This window comes from Adlercreutzia sp. ZJ176, from assembly GCF_011038975.1.
Lineage (GTDB): Bacteria > Actinomycetota > Coriobacteriia > Coriobacteriales > Eggerthellaceae > CAAEEV01.
The window spans coordinates 52,997-73,932 of sequence record NZ_JAAKEC010000005.1; the positions used below are offsets into that span (position 1 = coordinate 52,997).

The window sequence follows — 20,936 nt, forward strand, 5'->3', positions numbered from 1 at the left end:
AGCGAGCACCCCGATTCCTGCTTAACCTGTGCTTCTATTTGAACCGGCACAGCGCGATAGCCACCACGGCGGCTATGCCGAGCACGCCCATGCACATGCCGCAGAACATCCAGTTCGACAGATCAGGACCCAGCAACATCGGCGTTACGAGCGACCCCAAGAATTCTCCGAGGCACTGCACCAGCATGAGCACACCCATAGCCGCAGGCATGAGCTCCTTTCGCCCCGCGATCTGCGGGAGACTCGTCAGGCACGCCACGGGAATGCCGTAGCCGATGAGCCCCATCAAGAACGCACCTGCCCACAGAAGCGGCCCCGCCTGCGTGAGCATGAGGAACGTCGCCGGCGCTGCTGCGATAAGCGCCACCACGTAGAACACCTTCGTGCGCCCCGAGCGGTCGATCAGCTTGCCAAACACCAGTGCTGACACAACCGCCAAAAGCCCTGGCAGCGAGCTCGCAAAACCCGACAGCGACGCATTCATGCCTTGGCTCTGCAAGAAAGTAGGCGTATAGCTCAGCACCGCCAAGATCTCGATGTTGAACACCAGGTATGCGAAGAAGTACAGCAACGCGTTTGGCTTCGCCAGCGCAAGGTAGTCGGCAAGCGACACCTTCTCCTCAGGCGTCTCAACACGCAGAGCATCAACGCTGGCAGGCACGCGCACCGCTACCATCAGCACAAGCGCCATCACCGCCACGATGATCGCATAGGCCAGCCACGTACCCGTGAGGCCCAGTATCTCAAACATCATGGGCGTGATCGTCGAGCCGATGACCGAGCCGAAGCAGATCCACAGCGACCAGATGCCGTTCGCCGTGCCCTGATGCTCAGGAGCCACGTACTTCTCGACCGCCAACGGGCCAGCTACCGTGATGAACACGAATGCCACGCCCTCGACTGCGCGCGAGAAGATCATCAACCACGCCGAGGTGGCGAACGCACCGATGACGCTGCCCGCCACGATGACGCCGCAGCCTAAAAGCAGCACGCGCTTCGGGCCCAGCTTCTTCGTGAGCGAGCCGGTGGGCAGCGACAGGAAGATGCCCACCGCCGTGAACACGGACATGAGCCATGAGCCTGTCGCCGACGTCATGTCGTACATGGCCATGACGTTCTCGAGAATGCTCGGAATCTTGTACTGCACGATGGTAATGCTCGTGCCCACCAGCAGCAAGATGACGCTCAGCGCTATGTAATCGGGACGCACTCGTTCTCTATCCATTTCACACTCATTCACTCGAGCTCGACGGCCATGCATAGGCTCTCTCAGCCAGGCCAAGCTCATTCGAGCCTGCTTGATCGACATTGCGCGGCCTTCACGAAAAGGCGCCCGCCTCAAGGTGAAGCGGGCGCCACGCACAAGGGGTTGCCAGTTACGGCCTCTAAGCCTTCGGCGCCGGAGCAGCCGCGGGGTCAAACCCGCTCACAGCAGCCGCCAGCTTCATGACCGGGGGCAACGTGATGAGCTCGACTACGTATCCGCTAATCAGCAGGAACGGGTAAACCATGATCCAGGCGGCAAAGGTTCCATCCCAGCCCACCTGCTGCACGTTGTTGATCCACGTGCAGATGTAGCTGATAGAGGTGATCATCACGAAGGCGAGGATGAACACGCTGATGAGGTGCGCGCCGATCTTGTTCTTCACGCCAAGCGCCGCAGCAAGCTTCTGGCCCCAGGCCAGCGCGGGCACGTGGTCGCCCACAAACTCTCCTACGCAGAAGCTGGTGACGAATGAGACGAAGAATCCGAGCGGCGTGAGGATGGGAATTGCCTCGTTGCCGGGAATGTTCTGCACCGTCCACAGGACGTACAGGCTCAAGATGGCGCACATGATGATGTTCATGACGCCGTTGACGATACGGCCGAAGCCGCCGGGGCCCTTGAAAGGATTCATGGTCGCTCCTTACTCTTCGCTCTGGCCCATGTCGCCGGAGATGGGATTACGGCGATTGCGCTTGACTAACTCGCCATAGGTGGCGGGCTTGCGGTCCTTCAGCAGGTCAGAGCCGGCCATGGCGGCCAGGCGCGCCTTCATGATCTCGCCCTTGACGTCAACGTCGGCGATGGCCATGCCCTCCTCAAATCCCGTGGTAGCGCACACTTGCATGGGATTCGGGCCGATAATGCGGCTATGACCCATCTCGAAGGGGCCGCTCACGCAGGAGTCGATGAAGAAACACATGTTCTCGAGCGCACGAGCGAAGCTGAACACGTTGCCTGCCTTGAAGTCGTTGTCGTCCTCATTCGGCTCGATGGAAGGCCAGGCGGTGGGACACAGCAAGATGTCGGCGCCTTTGAGGGCCAACGCGCGCGCTACCTCGGGATACGCCTTGTCGAAGCAGATCATGAGGCCGACCTTGCCGAAGCGCGTCTCGAACACCGGGTAGTCACCGTCACCCGGGTACATCATGATGCGCTCGGTGAGCGGCAAGTGCACCTTGCGGTACTTGCCCACAAAGCCCTCGGGGCCAACCAGCACAAGCGCGTTGTAAAGCATGTCCCAGCCCTCTTCGCTTTGCTCAGTCATGCCCCATGCAATGTACATATCATGCTTCTTGGCCAGCTCGATGAAGTACTGCGTGCTATCGCCCTCGGGCACCAGCTCGGCAACCTCATGCTGATAGAACGCGTCCTCTGGTTTGAAAATGAACATGGGGTTCTCCGGCAAGCCGCCCAGGCACAGCTCCGGGAACAGAATGAAGTCGGCGTTTTGAGCCGCCGCCTCCTCAATGAACTTGGTCATCTTGGCCTTGTTCGCTTCCTTGTCGCGAACGAGGTCCATAGCAACGCTTGCGAGAATAGCCATGGTCGACCCCTCCTTGTATTAATTCCCCAAATCTATCAGAAATTGAGTATACTCAATTTCTATATTACACATAATATTCACTCTTCTCCCTGCTGTCAATATGAATTGATGATATTACTAAAACTTGAGTATACTCAAATTTGAAACGACGCCGACAGGATGAGCGTGGCCGACTGGGCATCGGGCGCGTAGAGCGAGTAGATTTACCGTCCGACCTCCCCCTCCCCCGAGCAAATGCTGCTAGACTACGATAAGACACGAGAGGGGCATCACCTTATGGTCAAACTCAGCGCTGGCGAGAAGAAGAAGAAGCTCATCATCGATACCTGCAAGGTGCTCTTCTACCAGAAGGGCTACGCAAACACCACCTACGAGGACATCTGCGAGAAGGCAGACATCCCGCCGGGAACCATCACCTATCACTTCGGTGGCAAGCGCGACATTGCGACGGTGATCGACGCTGAATACGAGCGCGAGAACAAGACGTACATCGAGAAGATGTGCGGTGATCGCTACAATCTCACGCAGATGATGGTGATTGAGAACTTCCATATGTGGAAGCGCATCTTCGAGGTGACCGAGATACGTCGCTTCCTGATCGACCTCTCATCCGAGCACGTGCCCGACATCTCGACCTTTGAAACGATCACGTACTTCTACCGCTGCGTCATGAAGGACCGCAACATCACCGACATCAGCGACAAGGAGCTTGCGCTGATCGTAGGTGCTCAAGTCGGCATGAGCGACGGGATCCTTCATGCTATCGATGGGGCAAGATTCGAGTATACCTATGAAGAAGCCGCTCGCTTCGGGATCCGCTTCTTCATGCGCCAGCTCGGCATGCACGATGATGTGATCGAGGAGCTCATCGCCGATGGGAAGCAGCTCTTCGACCAGCTTCCTATCGATAATCGCTACTATGAGAATTTTGCTTACGACGACAGATATGTGACTAAGATCTAGAAGATACGGGCGTGGCTGGAGGTCGCCTTGACGTGTCATCACCAGGGGCAATGCACTTGGTCGCATCGAACACGACCGCCTCGCCCTCGGCAAGCCCCGTCTCGTCGAGCGCCGATGACCCTGAGATGACCACCTCGAACCGCCCACGCCGAGAAGGCGACGCAGCTGTCCTTGCGAAGCTTCGCAAGCTCTTGCAATATGTCCGCGTGCCCTTCTATACGAAATCTCGTACAGAGTTCTATTGAGTGATTTTGCTCAATACACTGAGCAAAATCACTCAATAGGGCGAGTTCCCCTGCGCCGGGCTCTCAAGGGGCTCCTCCGCGATACGGGCTATGGCGTCGAAGGGGATGCGCATCTGGATGATCTGGAGGGTTCGCAGGATGGTGTCCACCTGGGCGACGGCGCCGGTGAGCGTTACGGAGGCGTCGCCTTCGTAGTAGGTTACGGTGACCACCTGGCCGCGTACGAGGCGGGACAGCTGTTCGCCGAGCTCGCGCTGCTCCTCCTCCGTGAGCTCGCGGCGCGGCTCGGGGACGCGCTCGCACGCAGCCAGCAAGTCGTAGTAGCCCTTGAGCGCGGCGAACGGCTTGAACTGGCGCGCACGGTCGGGATGCGGCTTGCCGATGACGCGCCGCGCCGCCCGCTCGTCCAAGCTCGCCCACGCCACGTCCTCTGCCAGCACCGGCCGCATGTCCGCTTCGCGGGCGGCGCTCCCACGGCCGGCAGACGTGCGCGCTCCGCGGCCGGCAGGCACGCGCGCTCCACAGCTGGCGGGCTCGTCCGCTTCGCAGCTGGCAGCAGCCCCTTCGTAGCCGGCAGCAGCCCCTTCGCGACGATCAGCCATGATGGCCTCCCACCATCTCGTTGCGCTCGCGCCCCGTGGCCTTCTCACGCAAGCTCACGCCCTTGAACAGGGCGTTCTTGCCGAACTTCCGCTTCACGGCCAGAATCGCCTCCTGCCGGCGACGCTCCTCGGCCTCCGCCTCCACGTCGGAGAACAGGTTGTAGGTGGCAAGCTCCTCGGGAACGAGCCCTCCGAACGCCAGGTTCACGCGCTTGACCATCTTGGCGGGGTCGACGATCTCGTCATACAGCGCGTCAAGGTACGCCATGAGCTTCACCTGCGAGTTCGTGCGCTCGGGCAGCTTGCGGCTCGCGTTCGCATGCCCGCCGCTTCCCTTCGCATATCCCACCGCCAGCGAGACGTGGTTAGTCACCACGCCCTTCTCCACCAGCTCGAGCACCGTGGCGTCCACCATCTCGTGCAGCACCATGCGACCCTCCTCGAACGTGTAGTCGCACGGCAGCACCTGGCCGTTGCCGAGCGAGGTCGACTCCGGCTCGTAGGCTTTGATCTCGGCGATGGTGCACGGCTCCACGCCCCACGCGTGGTCGATGAGGTACTCCGCGTTCGCGCCGAACTCCTGGTACAGCACGTCGACGTCCATCCGCGTGACGCCGAACAGGTCGAACACGCGGTACTTCGCCAGCCGCCGCGCGATGCCGGGGCCGATGTTCCAAATGTCGGTGATGGGCCGGTGACGCCAGATGGCCTCGCGGAAGCTCGCCTCATCCAGAAAGCCGATGCGGTCAGGCGCGTGCTTGGCCGTGATGTCGAGCGCGAGCTTCGCCAGGAACAGGTTGGGGCCCACCCCCGCCGTGGCGGGGATGCCCGTCTCGGCCATCGCGGCGCCCATGAGCAGGTTGGCAAACCCGCGCGCGTCCACGCCGTACAGGCTCAGGTACGCCGTGGCGTCGATGAAGCACTCGTCAATGGAGTAGGCGTGGATGTCCTGCGGGCTCACGTAGCGCAGGTACACCCGGTAGATCTCGGCCGACACCTCCATGTAGCGCCGCATGTGCGGCTTCGCGACCTCGAACTGCACGCCCTCGGGAATTTCGAACAGGCGGCAGCGGTTGCGGATGCCAAGTGCCTTCATGGCGGGCGTGATGGCCAGGCAGATGGTGGTCTGACTGCGCTCGGGATCAGCCACCACGAGGCGCGTGGTCATGGGGTCCAGCCCGCGCGCCACGCACTCCACGCTCGCATAGAACGACTTGAGGTCGATGCAGACGTAGGTGCGCTCGGCTTCGCGCGCTCCGTCATCCGCAGGCACGGCGCTACCTCCAGAGGCGCACTTCGGGCTCGAGGCGCACGCCCTCGCTCTCGTAGACGCGCTGCTGCACGTCGGCGATGAGCTGCAGGACGTCAGCCGCCGTGGCGCCGCCGGCGTTCACCACGAATCCCGTGTGCTTCGTCGACACCTGCGCCCCTCCGACCCGGTAGCCGCGCAGCCCCGCGTCCTGGATGAGCTTGCCCGCGAAGTGGCCCTCCGGCCGCTTGAACGTGGAGCCCGCGCTCGGCATCTCGAGCGGCTGCTTCTCGGCGCGGCGCTGCGCCAGGTCGTCCATGCGCGCGCGGATAGCCGCCGGGTCATCTGCGACCAGCTGCAGCTCAGCACCGAGCACCACATAGCCCGCGTCCATCATCATGGAGTGGCGATACGACCACGCGGCCTCATCAGCAGGCACGTCCACCACGTCCCCCTCAGGCGTCAGGCAGCGCACGTGCACGGCCACGTTCCTGAACTCGCCGTCGTAGGCGCCCGCGTTCATGACGGCCGCGCCTCCCACGGTGCCGGGGATCCCGCTGGCGAACTCGTAGCCCGCCAGGCCCGCCGCGCACGCCGCCTCGGCCACGTCGGCATTCGACGCGCCCGCCTGCGCGATCACCCGCCCGCCGTCGCGCACCTCGATGCGCGCGAAGTTCGCCGCCAGCTTCAGCACCACGCCGCGCACGCCCGCATCGGCCGCGAGCACGTTCGAGCCCAGCCCCAGCACGCGCCATGGCACCTGGCGCGCGCGGCAGAGCGCCACCACGTCGCGCACCTGCTCCTCAGTCCCAGGCAGCACGAGCCACTCGGCCGGCCCGCCGATCGCAAACGTCGTATGCGCGCGCAATGGCTCCGCTACCCGCACGCCCTCTGCGCCCACGATGGCGCGCAGCTCATCAGGAAACATCCCGCTCTCCTTATGCCCTTGCAAAAAATCTCAGCCTTTTTGGCAGAAATCTTCAGTTCTTTGTCAATCCCATGCCCCCAAGCGCGCTTTCAGGAGCCCGCCGCGCCTAAAAACACGACACGCTCCAGCAAAACCCCAGCTCAGGATAATCAGCGCGCCGTCTTCGCCCAGAAGAAGCCCGAGAGCCTGACAAAGAACTGAAGATTTCTGCCATTTTCTCGCGATAATTCTGCACGGGGGGCTCGCCGCAGCCCAGCCGCGGCCCGCGCCGCGCTGCACCCGCGCCCGGGATCGACCCGCGCCGCGCTGCATCGCAGCCTGCGCCCCCGCGGCTCGACCGCGCGCCCCCGCACCGCGACCCGCACCGCACCCCCGCGTCGCGCCTAGTCCTTCTCGCCCGGCTGGCGCACGGTGATCTCCTGCGCCTTCACGCTCACGCGCGAGTGCGGCGGTACCGACGACGTCACGAACGTCGAGCCCGCGATCACCGACCCCTCGCCGACGACCGTCTCGCCGCCGAGCACCGAGGCGTTCGAGTAGATGGTCACGTTGTCCTCGATGGTGGGGTGGCGCTTCACGCCGGCGAGGCGCTGCCCGCCGCGCGTCGAGAGCGCGCCGAGGGTCACGCCCTGGTAGATCTTCACGTGGTCGCCGATCTCGGTGGTCTCGCCGATCACCACGCCCGTGCCGTGGTCGATGAAGAAGTACTCGCCGATCTTCGCGCCGGCGCCGATGTCGATGCCCGTGCCGGAATGCGCGAGCTCGGTCATGATGCGCGGGATGATGGGCACGTTCTGCTCATAGAGCACGTGCGCCACGCGGTACACGAAGATGGCGTAGAGGCCCGGGTACGAGAAGATGACCTCCTCCTTCGAGCCCGCCGCCGGGTCGCCGTCGTAGAGCGCCTGAACGTCGGTCAGGAGCACGCGCTGGATGTTCGGCAGCTCGTCGAAGAACACCGTGCAGATCTCGGACGTGCGCTCGCAGATGCTCTCGGGCGTGCAGCCGCCGCACAGGTAGTTGCTCGTGCCCGCGCTGTCGTCGCGCTCGTCGGAGGTGTAGGTGAGCGCCAGGATGATCTGCTCGCGCAGCACGCGCTCGATCTGGATGAGCGTCTCGCCGATGAAGTACTCGGGGCTCGTGGAGGGCGAGAGCATCTCCGCGCCGAAGTAGCCGGGGAACATCACGCGGCGGATGTCCTTCAGCACGCCCTTGATGGCGTTCCGGTTGGGGAAGCGCCGGCCAGGCTTGGTGAAGAAGATCTCGTCGGCTTCATAGTTCTTCTCGATGCCCTTGACGATGCGGTCGAGGTTGTCTCCGAACATGGGACCTCCTAGGTTGAGGGGGCGGCCGCGGGCCGCCGGGAATAGACTGCCCTCCATTATAAGGAAGCCCCTTCGCCGACCATGTGGACAAACGGCAAAAAAGGCAACTTTGCCGCATGGATGCGACCAGCGAAAACGTATACTCTTCGAGTAATGCAAGCAGCGGCCAGCACGCCGGGCTCGTTGACGCGCGCCCGTCGGGCCACCGAGCCTCAAGGCCCACTGGCTGCGATGCACACGAAGGGGACTAAAGTGGGCGGCTTTTTCGGTGCGGTTTCTCACCGCGACGTAGTGTTGGATGTGTTCTTCGGCGTGGATTACCACTCCCACCTGGGAACGAAGCGGGCGGGCATGGTGGTTCGCAAAGAGGAGGGCGGGTTCCAGCGCGAGATCCACTCGATCGAGAACACCCCCTTCCGCACGAAGTTCGAGAAGGAGCTCTCCAGCTTCCACGGCAACAGCGCCATCGGCTGCATCTCCGACACCGACCCGCAGCCGCTGCTCATCCGCTCGCACCTCGGGACGTTCGCGCTGACCACCGTGAGCGCCATCAACAACTTCAACGAGCTGATCGACGCCTGCTTTGACAGCGGGAGCAACCAGTTCATGGCCATGAGCTCCGGCAAAGTGAACGACACCGAGCTCATCGGCGCGCTCATCAACCAGAAGGACAGCTTCGTCGAGGGCATCCGCTACGCCATGGAGGCGGTGGACGGGTCGCTCACGCTGCTCATCATGACCGAGGACGGCGAGATCATCGCCGCGCGCGACCGCATGGGCCGCCTCCCCGTGCTCATCGGCAAGAACGACGACGGCCACTGCATCTCGTTCGAGTCGTTCACCTACCAGAAGCTCGGCTATGCCGACGAGTACGAGCTGGGGCCGGGCGAGATCGTGCGCGTCAACGCCGACGAGTACGAGACCATCGCGCCCGCGGGCGAGGACATGAAGATCTGCGCGTTTCTGTGGGTGTACTACGGGTACCCGAACTCGAACTACGAGGGGCGCAACGTGGAAGTCATGCGCTATCACAACGGCGAGATCATGGCGCGCAACGAGGCCACGGCCGGCACCCTGCCCGACGTGGACTACGTGGCCGGCGTGCCCGACTCGGGCCTGCCGCACGCCATCGGCTACTCCACCGCGAGCAAGAAGACCTTCGCGCGCCCGTTCATCAAGTACACGCCGACGTGGTCGCGCTCGTTCATGCCGTCTGACCAGCGCATCCGCGACCGCATCGCGCACATGAAGCAGGTGCCCGTGCCCGAGCTCATCGACGGCAAGAAGCTTCTGTTCGTGGACGACTCCATCGTGCGCGGCACGCAGCTGCGCGAGACAGTGGACTTCCTGTACAGCGCCGGCGCCGCCGAGGTGCACATGCGCAGCGCCTGCCCGCCCATCATGTTCAGCTGCAAGTACCTGAGCTTCTCGCGCGGCAAGTCCGACATGGACCTCATCGCGCGCCGCGTGGTGCAGGAGCTCGAGGGCGACGAGGGGCAGAAGCACCTCGACGAGTACGCCGACAGCTCCACCGAGCGCGGGAAGTGCCTGCTCAAGAGCATCTGCGAGCAGATGGGCTTCGACTCTCTGGGCTACCAGTCGCTCGAGGGCATGATCGAGGCCATCGGCATCCCCCCGGAGAAGATCTGCACCTACTGCTGGAACGGCAAGGAGTAAGAGGCGAAGGCGGAGCGACAAGCCGCCCCGCCAGCTTGTCGGGTGACGGAGCGAGGAGCCGCGCCGCTGCCCCCGCCTCCTCGCACGCCGCCAGCTTGCCGAAGGCTTAGCGGCTCGCGGCGCCCAAGGCGCGCATCACGGCGAGCCGCCCCTCGTCATCAGGCGCGATGCGCGCCACCCCGTCCCAGGCTCGGGCGAAGCGCTCCTCCGCGAGGTCAACGAGCTCGGGCCTCACCACCACCAGCGCATGCTCGCCGCCCGAAAGCGGCCCGTCTGCCACGGCAGCCACCGCCTCGGCCAAGCCGCCGCCGCGCAGGAGCTCGAGCGGACCGAGCTCGTCCACCACCAGAAGCCCTCCCCGACCGCGCCGCACGTCAGCGCCTGCGCCCGCGCCCCTCAGATTCGCGAAGCACGCGTTCACCTGCCGCAGGGCGTCGTCGGAGATCTCCCAGCCGAGGTTCGCCGCAGCGCTCTCGCTCGACGGGCAGAACGCCCCCGCAGCCTGCGCCAAGTCCCTCCTCAGCGCGAAGGAAAGGCGCCTTCCACTGGGAAGGAGCAGGTTGTCGATGCCCCGCTTCTCAAGCGACCCGTCCGGCCTCTCCTCCCACACGCCCGGCGCCACCACGCCCCAGCACGTGACGCCCGCCGCACCAAGGTCGCCCAGCAGCCTCTCGAGCCATCGGGTCTTCCCCGCTTGGCGCGGCGCAGTCAGAAGGAACAGCATGGACCCGACACCTCTCTCTCTGCAGACAAGCAACGGGGGGGCGCCCAGCTCCGCCACCAGCTTCGCTCACATTATTCTCAATTGCATATTATAGCGCTTATCCCTCTGAAAGAGCCCTAGACGCGCCGCGGGCAACCTCACGCCAAACTAACGCCACTTTCCCGTCATTAGAGCACCAGCATCAGCTCTAACGACATTTTAGAGCCGAAAAGTGTCGTTAGACGTTTCGCAAAGCAAAAGCCCCGACCCAATGCGAAAAGCAAGCGACCCTCAGATACGCGAGACAAGCAGTTGGTTGATGGAGACATGCTGCTCAGCAGCTTCGATGGCTACGCGCCTGTGTTGCTCGGGGGACATGCGCAGCGCGTATTTCCCTGAGTATTTCCTTGAGCCAAGCGGAAGAGGCGGATCTTCCCCGCTTTCCTGCATGTCGGCTAAAACGGCACACACGAGATCAACCATGCCGAAGAAAGCCGCCTCCTGCGAGCCCTCGACATTCGACAGGCTGGGGAATTCGGCGACCGTTGCGACGTAAGTCCCATCTTCCTCTGACCAAAAAACGCGATAAGTGTAATCTTGCGCTCTAATCACGTTGCGCCTCCATTCTCTCTATTGCAGAAAGAACTTGTTTCACCTGATAAGGAGCCACATAGCCGCTTTTGTTCTGAATGTTCACACGAGGATCGCCTCTCCACGGAGTCCGAAACACGTAGTGGGACCCGTGGACTCTCGGCTTTCCGAAGTAATGCTCGCAAACTCTCTTGACATCAAGAAAGCGAGCCGCCTTTGGATTGGCGCGAAACGACTCAAGAAGCTCCTCGACACTAGACATCTTCGTCTCCAAGTCCTTCTTAATAATATCATATCTGATATTATTAATGACACCTATCAGGTCGAAGTGCAGTATTGCCCTTTAGCAGATGAGACATCGTTTTCAAGTAAGTCCAGACTAAACCCAACGCGACCCCAATGCAAACCAAGCACAGGGCAAGCGCAAGACTCTTCGCACATGTAAAGACAGCAGGATAATAAATATCGCTTTCGGGACGAGCCGGGCGCGTGCCCTCCGCCACCGCGCCTAACCGGCGAAATACTCTGGCATCGCGGCGGCCTTCGCCTTCAGGATGCGGCGAACCGACTGGTCGATGCGCTGCTCGGTCAGCCGCCCGCTCGCCACGGCGGCCAGAACGCCCTGGTAGGCGCCCTCGAAGTCAGCCGGCATCAAGGGGATGTCGCACCCCGCCTCGAGCGCGCGCACCGCGCATTCCGCCGAGTCGTACAGATCTGCGGCGGCGCTCATGGCCAGCGAGTCAGTGGTCACGACGCCGTCGTACCCCAGCTCGTCGCGCAAGATGCCCTGCACGATGTCGCGCGAGATGGACGCCGGCGTGTCGTCCCCCGTGATGCTCGGCATCGACAGATGCCCCACCATGACAAGCGGCACGCCCGCCTCCATGGCCGCCCTGAAGGGGACGAGCTCCACGTCCTCGATCTCCGCGCGCGTCTTGTACGAGTAGATGCTCTGGTCGTGGCTGTCGCCCACCGCCGCCCCGATGCCGGGGAAGTGCTTGGCGCAGCACATGATGCCGCCGTCCGAGAAGCCCTCCACCTGGGCAGACGCCATGCTCGCGACCAGCTCGGGCGTGCTGCCGAACGAGCGGAGCGCCATGGTGTCGCTTGCGGGGTTGTTGGCGATGTCGCACACGGGTGCGAAGTCCACGTTGAATCCCAGCGGCGTCAGATAGCGCGCGATCTCCTGCGCGACCGCATACGCCTGGTTCGCGTCGCCCGTCGCGCCCACCGCGCACATGTCGCCGACGTTGGCGATGCCGAACCCCGCGTTTCCGCCGATGCGGCTGACCGTCCCGCCCTCCTCGTCGACACCCAGAAACGGCGGGATGCCGCCGGCCTCCACCGCGTAGGCGAACGTGCTCGAGAGCATCTCGGTGGTCTGGGCGGTGTCCAGCAGGTTCTGCGCGAAGTAGACGAGGCCGCCCACCGGCCTTCTCATCAGGGCAGACCTCGTGGCCTCCCCCGCCTGCGTGACAACTTCCACGCCCGTGAGCGACTCGGGCCGAACGACGAACAGCTGCGCGACCTTCTCCTCGAGCGTCATGCTCGCCAACCGCGCATCCACCGACAGTGCGGACGGGCCAGGATCGGAGCCAGACCCAGGGCTTTCGGGAACATCCGAGGGGTCGGGCAGGCCGTCTTCGTGCGAGGAGGGCTTCTCCTCCTTCGAGCAGCCTGCGAGCAGCGCGGCCGAAGCGGAGCCGCACAAGACGAGAAACACCCGGCGCGACATGGCGCCACGAAGATCGAGCATCGAAGCCATGAGGGCTCCCTTCTCTCAGCGAAGCGCAGCCTGCGAACGCGTTCCCCGTACTATAGCATCGTTGCGGCCCGATTCGCCTCTCCGCGCAGGAACTACCCGCCATACGCTAAACTTTCAACATCGGCACATGCGCCGGAAAACGCATACGCCAAAAGCTGGACCAGGAGGAAAGGATGCAAGGCATGACGTTCGACGTGAGCAAGATAAGCCCGCTGGGGTTCGGGTGCATGCGCTTTGAGGGGCGCGAGACGAACACCGTCGACATCGACTACACCGCGAAGATGATCGACCGCTACCTGGAGGCAGGCGGCAACTACTTCGACACCGCCTGGGCCTATCCCAACAGCGAGGTCACGCTGCGCGAGGCGCTCGTGAAGCGGCATCCGCGCGACTCGTTCTTCCTCACGTCGAAGTGCGTCACGTGGACCCACTGCACCTGCGAGGAGGACCTCGAGCGCCAGCTCCAGGAGACACTTGAGAACTTGGGCGTGGAGTACCTCGACATGTACCTCATGCACAACCTCGGCGGCAAGCGCACCGCGACGTTCGAGCAGTTCAACGCATGGGAGTTCGTGAAGCGCGCGAAGGAGCGCGGGCTTGCGCGCCACATCGGCTTCTCGGCGCACTGCACGCCCGAGGAGCTCGAGCAGCTCATCGCCGACTATCCCGAAGCCGAGATGGTCCAGCTGCAGGTGAACTACAACGACTGGGACAGCCCGTCGTTCCGCGAGCGCGAATGCGTGGAGGTGGCACGCCGACACGGCAAGCCCGTCGTGGCCATGGAGCCGGTCAAGGGCGGCCTTCTGGCGAACCCGCCGCGCGCGGTGCGCGAGATCCTCGACGCCGAGATGCCGAACGACTCCTACGCCACCGCCGCGCTGCGCTTCGCCGCCAGCGCCGAAGGGGTGTTCTGCGCGCTCTCGGGCATGAGCACGCTCGAGCAGGTGGAGGACAACTGCCACGCGTTCGAGAGCTTCCAGCCGCTGACCGCGGCCGAGCACGCGACCATCAAACGCGCGCAGGAGGCGATGCACTCGAGCAGCATCGTGCCCTGCACCGGCTGCGACTACTGCGCGAAGGTGTGCCCCGCGGGCATCGGCATCTCCGGCTCGCTCACGGTGCTCAACCACTTCATCAACTACGGCGACCCCGCCGAGGCGCACTACCAGCTCGGCTTCGTCGTGCGGTTCAACGGCGGCAAGAAGCTGCCCAGCGAGTGTCTCCGCTGCGGCGCCTGCGAGGAAGCCTGCCCCCAGGGCATCAGCATCCTCGAGTGCTTCGACCGCATCAAGCAGGAGATCACGTCCCACGCCCCCGCTGCGAAGGTGCTGATGAAGCCGTAAGGAACTTGGAGCTGACGTGGGGCTTGAGCTTGCGCTCGTCAACACGCGGGCGCAAGCCCTGCGTCGGCGCAAGGCCCACGCTCCACGCACGCAAGACGGCATCGCTCACTCGATGCGCCATCACTCAATCAACTTTCCTTTTTCACTCAACTTGATCACTTAACTTTGAGTGACCGGTGGCGAAAGGCTGGGAAGCCAAGAGGTACTTCCTGTTCTTGCTCGTCGGGGAAGCAGTGGCTAACACCGCGCCCTCCTCAACAAGCACCTTGACGTAGCTCCTCGTGTTTTCGGGCTGTCTGCCAAGTGCTTCGGCGATCTCGCGAATTCCTTGGGGCTTGTCTGGATCGAGAACGGCAAGGATGCGCTGACGCCACTCCTCGCGAGACCATCGGGGCTGCCGGGCCTGCTCGTGCGAGACAACGTAATAGGCAACTTCGCTAGACCGCCACTCGCCTTCGGCAACTCCAACACCGCCCCTTGCAAGGATGACTTTGAAGCTGTCGAAACCTGCAATGAACTGGGGCTCCGCAAGTGCGCGAGACGCCATGGCGCTCTTCATGAGGGGAACGCCGCTCCCGTTCCCCTCGGCAGACACGCCGCTGCCACCCGGGAGGGGCATCAACGACATGAGCTTCATGAGAGCAGCGTTGCGGCAGGCGGAAATGCCGTCACTGATGTTCTCCAGGGTCTTTCCGCCCCAAAGGCCACCCGGGTTGGTTATCTCAACCCTGTCGGGGTAAATGTCAACCGAAACCGCCTGCCCTATGAAGTACTCCCCGTACTCGCGGTGAACAACTGCGTTCACAAGCGCCTCTCGCAGCACCTCCTCGGGTATCTCGAGCTCGTCAACGCGCCCCACGCCCCGCACGACCGAGTGCGTCCTGAGGTTCTTCGCGATGGCCCTAAAGGCATCTTCTATCGCCTCCCCAACAGGACCTTCGCATATCACGCGGTCAAGGAAGCGCGCCGGTGCAGCCGGATCAGACTTCTGCGCCCCCGGATGGGCAGCAACGTCCACAACGAGCTTTGGGAAGAACTGCTGGGGATAGCTCCCGCACGCGAGAAGGCCGGCGAGGCACACATCGCCTTTTTCATTGGTGATGCCAAGGCGCGTCATCTTGGCATCTCTCGTCTTCGCACCGCGCAGCGCCCGCGAGTCCTTTTCGTGGTCGAGCAGGCTGTTGACGAGCTTTGACGACAAATCACCTTCGGTTGCCGCCTCAACTGGCTGCCTGTCAGCACGCGAGGGCTTGAGGAAGTTCGCGAGGGAGTAGATCTCCGTCGGCGAAAGCCTGATGTCCTTGTCATCCACGCGCTTGTAGCTTCCGCCCACGAGGCCTCTTCCGACTATATAGCAGGGCTTCTTGTCCGCTTCAAGCTCCTCGATCTCAACCGCAAGCACAGGAGATCCCTCGAACGCAAATCTATGGAGGTGGTAGGCAGGAGGCTGAGCCACGCGAGCGCCATCTGGATCGCCATCGCCCATGCCAGTAACGAACTGGTCGAGAACCTTGTCTATGGCAAAGCCCTTTGCAGGCCCGAAACCGCTGCTCTCGTCGAGACCGAGGAGGATGAGGCCCCCAGCGGTGTTTGCGAAAGCGCTCACGGACTCCCATATATCCCGGGAGAGTTGCTGAGCGCTCGCCTTCACCTCGATGAACTCATCATCAGAGTGCTGGGCACGGAGCCTCTCGACTATGGGATTCAGATCCTGTTCCTGCATCAAGCACCTCGCTTCAACATCGGCGGCAGCGGTAACGGCGAAGGTCCGCAAAGTCTCACTCAATGATACCCGTTATCACTCAATTTATCCTTGTAAATTGAGTGATAGTCTCGTGGTTTTTCACTCAACTTGATCACTCAACTTTGAGTGATGGGCGGCGAAGGATGGGGATCTCATACGTCGCATCCGAGCGGGGCCAAGAAGAGCCTGCCTGTCTGGGCCTTCCCGTTTGCCATGAGCAAGCCTGGCTTTGCAGCGAGCATGGTCACCGTGACATCGGCCTGTACGCAACTGTCCGCCTGCTCCCCTGTCTGCGCATCCAACCCGCTGGGCACATCGACCGCGACCATCCGCATGCCCGTGTCGCGGCGGGCGCGGTTGGCAGTGTTGATCCAGGTTGCATAGGGTTCACGCACCGCGCGATGGGCGAATCCCGTGCCGAGGATGGCGTCGACGGCGATGTCTGCCCGGGAAAGAAGCGCATCGAGCTGCGCGGTGTCAGGGTTGACGATAATCGCGAATCCCGGCACGTCGGCATCGGCGTCGGCGCATGCGTCATGCGCAGCCGTGCCCGCCGGCTCGGCCCGTACCTGGTCAGCAGGCGTCTTCGTCACCAGCGTGACATTCACGCCGCGGTTCGCCAGAAGCGAAGCGGCCACCCAGCCGTCCCCGCCGTTATTGCCGCTGCCTGCCAACACCACAACCGACGAAGGTTCCGAAGCGGCCTCAACGGCATCCGTTTCAGCGCATACGACCTCGACAACCGCTGCGCCCGCGCGCTTCATGAGCTCGTAAAGTGACGTCCCCTCGGCGGCGATGCGCTGCTCAAGCGCCACCACTTGGCCAACATCAAGAACCGGCAGCTCCGCCGCGTCATCCCAAGGTATCACCATGCCGAAACTCCCTTTATCTCCAATTTACCCCAATCTGAACACCACCGATTCCCGCAAAAGACATATAGAAGCTCGTTTCATCATTAACCCAGCTCAAAACCCTCCCTTGTCATGCTGGGTTGCAGTTGTTGCCAAATGCACTCGCGTAATAGTCTTGCCTAGCGCACCAGCTTAGCATTCAATGTTTTGGCAAGGGCCTGAAACGGTTTTCTCTTCGCTTTTGAGCCCAGGGACTCCAAAACATCAACGCACTCCACCTCAGTCAAGCTGCAAACTATTCTCAGCTCATGTCTCGCACGAGAAGCGCCTGTGTAGAACAGAAGCCCGCCAGGTGCAGCATAAGGCGCACTGCTTGCATCAGATGCCCACGTGTCAACATCGACATCCACAAGGATCACCGCGTCGGCTTCAAGCCCTTTGAACTTGCGACACGTATAGAACGGAACTTTCGTCTTTTCCCAGAACCCGTTTGCCACATGGCCACTCAATGCGGATTTCGACTCCGTGGAGCAGGTCAGAACTACTATATCGTCAACCCCATCCGCTCGTAATGAAGCTATCTCTCTGTTGATAAAATCAGCCTGGTCACTTGCATCGGTCGATACGAACAGCTTGGGAACAGAGCCTGACGTGGCAGCCTCTTTGGTGATACACCGTCTTTCGCCTCCCAAAGAATTAATCGAGCTCATGGCTATGTTCTTCGTGTTCCTACAGTTGACGTACAAGGTTAGCTTGCAGTCGGCATCGTCAATGAGTCGAGGAAGCCCTGATCCCTGAATGAGCTGGTTTTTGTCATAGAATAGATAAAATGTCCCCTCGTTCATTTCAGCCAATTCGCTCAACGCTGTGAGAATATCTGCTTGCTCGACCGCCTCAACTCCAAAGTCTTGCCCCTCGTCCACTATGACATGCTTGTACGGAAATGCACCCGCATCATAATATTCCACGAGCTTAAGGGCCATCTGCTCATAATCGACCAACTTTGAATTGCACGTCTTGCATGCATATCCAGCAATTGTATAGACATCGACATTGGAATAATCACCACACCTTTGTCGCAAATCGTCTCGAAGCATGGCGTTATAACAGAGGAGAAGCACTTTATCACCATGTTCAGACAACCTGCGAGCTCGTTCTACGGCGATGAGCGTCTTTCCAGATCCCGCAACACCGTTGATAACGGCAGTTCGCTGATCCTCAAGGAAGTCCAGTATCCGCTTCTGCGATTCAAGCAAACGAAGGAATGCCAGGTCGGCCAAATCGTATTTCAAACGCCTGCTCGGGACAAGATCGAACGCTGGACACAAAATGCGCTCGACCAGCGCATCAGCCTCTTTCTCTGTTAAGCTCGTGTCTACGCCACCAATCTCGATACTCATAATTTCACGAATTCTGAGCTCTGGCTCAATTAGGTCTTCCGCGAGGAGAAGCAACCCCTTCTCCGCCTCTGGAGCCAGCGATATGCCCTTCATCTGAGCTTTGCTTATCGACGGAAACCACACTGCATGGTGCATCCTGCATCTCTGAAGCAAACCGTCGAGACCTTTTGCGCAAAATGCATCTCTAATCCTGTATTTTGCATTTGCCGCCTGGTTGAAAGGTCCTCCATGAGGCATCGGCGCTCCATTGCCGTAATACCAGTCACCCCCGCTATACGACACTCGTCCAGCTTTTGCCTCAATACACAATAACCCAAGATTCTTATTGAAGATTACGAAGTCAGCCTCGTTGTCTTTGAGCGCCCCGTTCGACAGGGCCACCAATCTTAGAGAATGAACCACTATGAACTCATCGGGCAAGTGATTCAACGCAGTATAAATCTCACCCTCTTTGCTGCTCGGGTTATATTCTCTGGGACCACTAATCGGAATCATTCGAGCCATCAGTCAAGCGCCCCCAGAAGCTCGACAAGCTTATCGGGCGTGCCAAGATCATCTATCGTGACAAATTTCCATGAGCTGGAGCTAGAGTATTCGTCGCCGAATGATTGCCTGAATTCGTCCGCAGCCCTTCGCAGCAGAAAGACGACTCTGCTATCAGCCCAAACGAGCGATGCTACCGCCTCGGCGCCGCCCTTAGCGAAGCTCGCGTCGACCGCAGGTTTTTGCAGACTCAACTCGATTCCGCGCTTTACTAGTTGGTCAATGAACACCCCTTCTTCTTCGTCGGCATCGTAGAGGGCGAATTCGCAGACACCCCCGAAGTCCTCGTCACTTAAGTCATAATCCTCGAATACAACTTCGTAGTCATCTTTTTGAGGCTCAGAGGCTTTTTGGGCTGTCATCGGGATGGGCATCCCTTCTCCTCTCAAAGCCTTGCCAAGCAAACCCGTCTCAGGATTAGAGAGCGTTCCAACAAGCAATGCCCGATCGATAAACCTGTTACCCGTCTCACATGAGGTTTCTGGAACGAGTGCACAACTGTAGCACGCTGCCAGGTTACAAGAGCCAGGACCCTGCCCAGGAGACTCGATGCATACTGGATCAGACGAGCACCAGCAGGCACTTCGGAGGGCGTTGTCGAATATCCGCTCGAAGCGCCCTGGTCTACCAGCCCGCACAAGACCACCAAGAGAGCCCTCGCTGTCATCCGATGCGGTGTAGACAAGCAAACCGAGCATGTCTTCGTGGCGATCATCCTCAGCGAGAAACTTGTCGCAGTAGATGCGCTCTTTCACCGAAGCCGTGCTGTAGCCGCACTCCTTCGTAAGCCCGAGCATGAGCACATGGGAGAGGGTGTGTATGAGCGCATATTCTGGGTTTAACTCTCTAGGATCACGGTCGCGCTCTTTGTTTGACCTGTTAAAGTTGCGCTTCATCTTTTCAAAACGTCGACGTGCTGAACGGCTCTGACGCCACTGATTCAGAACGTCCCTTTTAAAGGCAAGGAAGATCCCCTCTCCTGTCGCTTGCATACCGAGCGTCCAGTCGAGCGGCTCGACTGAGAGCATTTTTCTGCGATCCCTAAACTTTTTCTCTTCATTGCCGTCTGGATACAATCGGGTAAAACCAACGAGAGCCCTCGTTTCCTTCAGGGTGGTAACCAGCGTAACACTCTCGATCATCGACCTGATGAGGCTGGATTCGTATTCTCGGACATCAATTCTCTTGCCTTCGAATGTTCCCTTTTGTCGGTTAGACTCACTCGCCTGCTTAAGGGTTCTATATTCTGCTTCTCGATAGTCACTTTCGGTCTGATCACTCGCAGACTCCTCGCTCTCCAGATCAAAGAAGACAGCTTTTATCTCACTCGCGGTATACTTGCATTTCTCAACAAGTGAATCTTCAATGAACTCATCGAGCTGCTCCTCGCCCCTTCCAGCATATTTTTTGAGCTTGTCATGATTCTTTTGCACAAACGCCCCGAGCTCTGCGTCAACAGTTTCAGGGATGTAGATTGAGCTCACAACGTCCGAATACCAGACGTTGGTTCCCCCTCTCTGTACAACGGCGAGCGATTCGGGATCCGCAGTGCACGTAGAGTTCCATTGGTCCAGCCATGGCATACCGCCCTTGCATGTATATCCACATTCATGCAATGCCGAAGGCCTGGTTATGCCTTTAAGGCTGCGAGACTTGCCGCAAGTAATACACTTGTACTCGATGTCACCCAGCGACGCACTGCCGCCCTTCGTAGTCCTCTGCATCACATGACCCTCGGGATTGGAAACCCGACCGCCATGCACCCATTCGAGTATAGGAAGATCGTCGATATGCCCTTCAGGGCACACGACCACAAAACGCTCGGGCACGAGCAGGCGCCTTTTGGAATCGCATGACTCGTTCGTGCAATAAAGGTTGGCCTGTTGATTGTTTTTGCAATAGTAAACCCTTTTACACGAAGGGCAGTACAGCCAATGGGGGAAACGCACTGCGGGGACGGTTTCTGCTCCTATAGGCGGTGCCAACAGCCTTTTCGCACCAATGTAGCGCGTAAGCCGCTTATCATAGACGCTTCGCATGCGATCCCCGTTGTACGGAAACGCATCAAGACCAGCTATCATGACGGATGACCCATCTGGACAAGGCAGTATCGCGCCAACTCCCCACGGACCGAAAAGCTGACCTTGCCGTATGCCATATCGTTTGCCCTTGGGCTGGCTTTCCTTCTTAGTCATCG

18 protein-coding genes are annotated in these 20,936 nt (G+C 60.8%); 3 read left to right on the forward strand and 15 right to left on the reverse strand.

The genetic code is table 11. The features are described 5' to 3' along the window. Positions 1-34 precede the first annotated feature (34 nt). From G7Y50_RS03640 to G7Y50_RS03650, 3 genes are all read right to left on the reverse strand, one after another. The gene (locus G7Y50_RS03640) at positions 35-1,225 is read right to left on the reverse strand and encodes a CynX/NimT family MFS transporter (RefSeq protein ID WP_165052032.1); all 1,191 of its coding nucleotides are present in this window, start codon (positions 1,223-1,225) and stop codon (positions 35-37) included. A gap of 160 nt (positions 1,226-1,385) precedes the next feature. Then, positions 1,386-1,898, reverse strand: a complete 513-nt coding sequence (locus tag G7Y50_RS03645) for a hypothetical protein (RefSeq protein ID WP_241156433.1) — start codon at positions 1,896-1,898, stop codon at positions 1,386-1,388. A gap of 9 nt (positions 1,899-1,907) precedes the next feature. After that, complete coding sequence (locus G7Y50_RS03650; protein ID WP_165052037.1) at positions 1,908-2,810, reverse strand: carbon-nitrogen hydrolase family protein; 903 nt, start codon at positions 2,808-2,810, stop codon at positions 1,908-1,910. A 276-nt stretch (positions 2,811-3,086) separates the two neighbouring features. On the opposite strand from G7Y50_RS03650, the gene G7Y50_RS03655 reads away from it, so the two are divergent. Next, a complete protein-coding gene (locus G7Y50_RS03655; protein WP_165052044.1) occupies positions 3,087-3,773 on the forward strand; it encodes a TetR/AcrR family transcriptional regulator in 687 nt (228 codons plus the stop codon). A gap of 277 nt (positions 3,774-4,050) precedes the next feature. On the opposite strand, the gene G7Y50_RS03660 is transcribed toward G7Y50_RS03655, so the two are convergent. The 4 genes from G7Y50_RS03660 to G7Y50_RS03675 form a co-directional block, all read right to left on the reverse strand. Further along, positions 4,051-4,620, reverse strand: a complete 570-nt coding sequence (locus tag G7Y50_RS03660) for a YolD-like family protein (RefSeq protein WP_241156434.1) — start codon at positions 4,618-4,620, stop codon at positions 4,051-4,053. Next, positions 4,613-5,893, reverse strand: coding sequence for a DNA repair protein (locus tag G7Y50_RS03665; protein ID WP_241156435.1), 1,281 nt, complete (start codon positions 5,891-5,893; stop codon positions 4,613-4,615). The genes G7Y50_RS03660 and G7Y50_RS03665 overlap by 8 nt, the downstream gene beginning before the upstream one ends. A gap of 4 nt (positions 5,894-5,897) precedes the next feature. Beyond that, complete coding sequence (murB, locus tag G7Y50_RS03670; protein WP_165052051.1) at positions 5,898-6,797, reverse strand: UDP-N-acetylmuramate dehydrogenase; 900 nt, start codon at positions 6,795-6,797, stop codon at positions 5,898-5,900. Between the two features lie 383 nt (positions 6,798-7,180). Beyond that, a complete protein-coding gene (locus tag G7Y50_RS03675; RefSeq protein WP_165052057.1) occupies positions 7,181-8,122 on the reverse strand; it encodes a serine O-acetyltransferase in 942 nt (313 codons plus the stop codon). Positions 8,123-8,374: 252 nt separating this feature from the next. On the opposite strand from G7Y50_RS03675, the gene G7Y50_RS03680 reads away from it, so the two are divergent. After that, on the forward strand, positions 8,375-9,799 hold the full coding sequence (locus tag G7Y50_RS03680; RefSeq protein ID WP_165052067.1) for an amidophosphoribosyltransferase: 1,425 nt from the start codon (positions 8,375-8,377) through the stop codon (positions 9,797-9,799). A 106-nt stretch (positions 9,800-9,905) separates the two neighbouring features. On the opposite strand, the gene G7Y50_RS03685 is transcribed toward G7Y50_RS03680, so the two are convergent. The 4 genes from G7Y50_RS03685 to G7Y50_RS03700 form a co-directional block, all read right to left on the reverse strand. Then, entirely contained in the window at positions 9,906-10,523 is a 618-nt protein-coding gene (locus G7Y50_RS03685) for a hypothetical protein (protein ID WP_165052078.1), read from the reverse strand. Positions 10,524-10,793: 270 nt separating this feature from the next. Next, a complete protein-coding gene (locus G7Y50_RS03690; RefSeq protein WP_165052103.1) occupies positions 10,794-11,114 on the reverse strand; it encodes a type II toxin-antitoxin system HicB family antitoxin in 321 nt (106 codons plus the stop codon). Beyond that, on the reverse strand, positions 11,107-11,367 hold the full coding sequence (locus G7Y50_RS03695; RefSeq protein ID WP_241156436.1) for a toxin HicA: 261 nt from the start codon (positions 11,365-11,367) through the stop codon (positions 11,107-11,109). Before G7Y50_RS03695 ends, G7Y50_RS03690 begins: the two co-directional genes overlap by 8 nt. 234 nt (positions 11,368-11,601) lie before the next feature. Beyond that, complete coding sequence (locus tag G7Y50_RS03700; protein WP_165052114.1) at positions 11,602-12,858, reverse strand: glycoside hydrolase family 3 protein; 1,257 nt, start codon at positions 12,856-12,858, stop codon at positions 11,602-11,604. Positions 12,859-13,040: 182 nt separating this feature from the next. Between G7Y50_RS03700 and G7Y50_RS03705 the strand changes: the two genes are divergently transcribed. Beyond that, on the forward strand, positions 13,041-14,201 hold the full coding sequence (locus tag G7Y50_RS03705) for an aldo/keto reductase (protein WP_165052126.1): 1,161 nt from the start codon (positions 13,041-13,043) through the stop codon (positions 14,199-14,201). A gap of 142 nt (positions 14,202-14,343) precedes the next feature. On the opposite strand, the gene G7Y50_RS03710 is transcribed toward G7Y50_RS03705, so the two are convergent. The 4 genes from G7Y50_RS03710 to drmB all read right to left on the reverse strand — a co-directional run bounded on the left by G7Y50_RS03710 (position 14,344) and on the right by drmB (position 20,934). Further along, positions 14,344-15,987 (reverse strand): ATP-binding protein, encoded by a 1,644-nt coding sequence (locus tag G7Y50_RS03710; protein WP_206214756.1) that lies wholly within the window; start codon positions 15,985-15,987, stop codon positions 14,344-14,346. 110 nt (positions 15,988-16,097) lie between these two features. After that, entirely contained in the window at positions 16,098-16,817 is a 720-nt protein-coding gene (locus tag G7Y50_RS03715) for an NAD(P)H-hydrate epimerase (RefSeq protein ID WP_165052136.1), read from the reverse strand. Between the two features lie 158 nt (positions 16,818-16,975). Next, positions 16,976-18,700 (reverse strand): ATP-binding domain-containing protein, encoded by a 1,725-nt coding sequence (locus tag G7Y50_RS03720; RefSeq protein WP_165052165.1) that lies wholly within the window; start codon positions 18,698-18,700, stop codon positions 16,976-16,978. Further along, the gene (gene drmB, locus G7Y50_RS03725) at positions 18,700-20,934 is read right to left on the reverse strand and encodes a DUF1998 domain-containing protein (RefSeq protein ID WP_165052176.1); all 2,235 of its coding nucleotides are present in this window, start codon (positions 20,932-20,934) and stop codon (positions 18,700-18,702) included. Before drmB ends, G7Y50_RS03720 begins: the two co-directional genes overlap by 1 nt. Positions 20,935-20,936 lie beyond the last annotated feature (2 nt).

Bases quoted from the DNA above. Each gene is read 5' to 3' on its own strand.
- G7Y50_RS03655 (WP_165052044.1), top strand. From the start codon at position 3,087: ATGGTCAAACTCAGCGCTGGCGAGAAGAAGAAGAAGCTCATCATCGAT.
- G7Y50_RS03720 (WP_165052165.1), bottom strand. From the start codon at position 18,700: ATGGCTCGAATGATTCCGATTAGTGGTCCCAGAGAATATAACCCGAGC.
- G7Y50_RS03675 (WP_165052057.1), bottom strand. From the start codon at position 8,122: ATGTTCGGAGACAACCTCGACCGCATCGTCAAGGGCATCGAGAAGAAC.
- murB (WP_165052051.1), bottom strand. From the start codon at position 6,797: ATGTTTCCTGATGAGCTGCGCGCCATCGTGGGCGCAGAGGGCGTGCGG.
- G7Y50_RS03685 (WP_165052078.1), bottom strand. From the start codon at position 10,523: ATGCTGTTCCTTCTGACTGCGCCGCGCCAAGCGGGGAAGACCCGATGG.
- G7Y50_RS03650 (WP_165052037.1), bottom strand. From the start codon at position 2,810: ATGGCTATTCTCGCAAGCGTTGCTATGGACCTCGTTCGCGACAAGGAA.
- G7Y50_RS03640 (WP_165052032.1), bottom strand. From the start codon at position 1,225: ATGGATAGAGAACGAGTGCGTCCCGATTACATAGCGCTGAGCGTCATC.
- drmB (WP_165052176.1), bottom strand. From the start codon at position 20,934: ATGACTAAGAAGGAAAGCCAGCCCAAGGGCAAACGATATGGCATACGG.
- G7Y50_RS03705 (WP_165052126.1), top strand. From the start codon at position 13,041: ATGACGTTCGACGTGAGCAAGATAAGCCCGCTGGGGTTCGGGTGCATG.
- G7Y50_RS03715 (WP_165052136.1), bottom strand. From the start codon at position 16,817: ATGGTGATACCTTGGGATGACGCGGCGGAGCTGCCGGTTCTTGATGTT.
- G7Y50_RS03700 (WP_165052114.1), bottom strand. From the start codon at position 12,858: ATGGCTTCGATGCTCGATCTTCGTGGCGCCATGTCGCGCCGGGTGTTT.
- G7Y50_RS03660 (WP_241156434.1), bottom strand. From the start codon at position 4,620: ATGGCTGATCGTCGCGAAGGGGCTGCTGCCGGCTACGAAGGGGCTGCT.
- G7Y50_RS03645 (WP_241156433.1), bottom strand. From the start codon at position 1,898: ATGAATCCTTTCAAGGGCCCCGGCGGCTTCGGCCGTATCGTCAACGGC.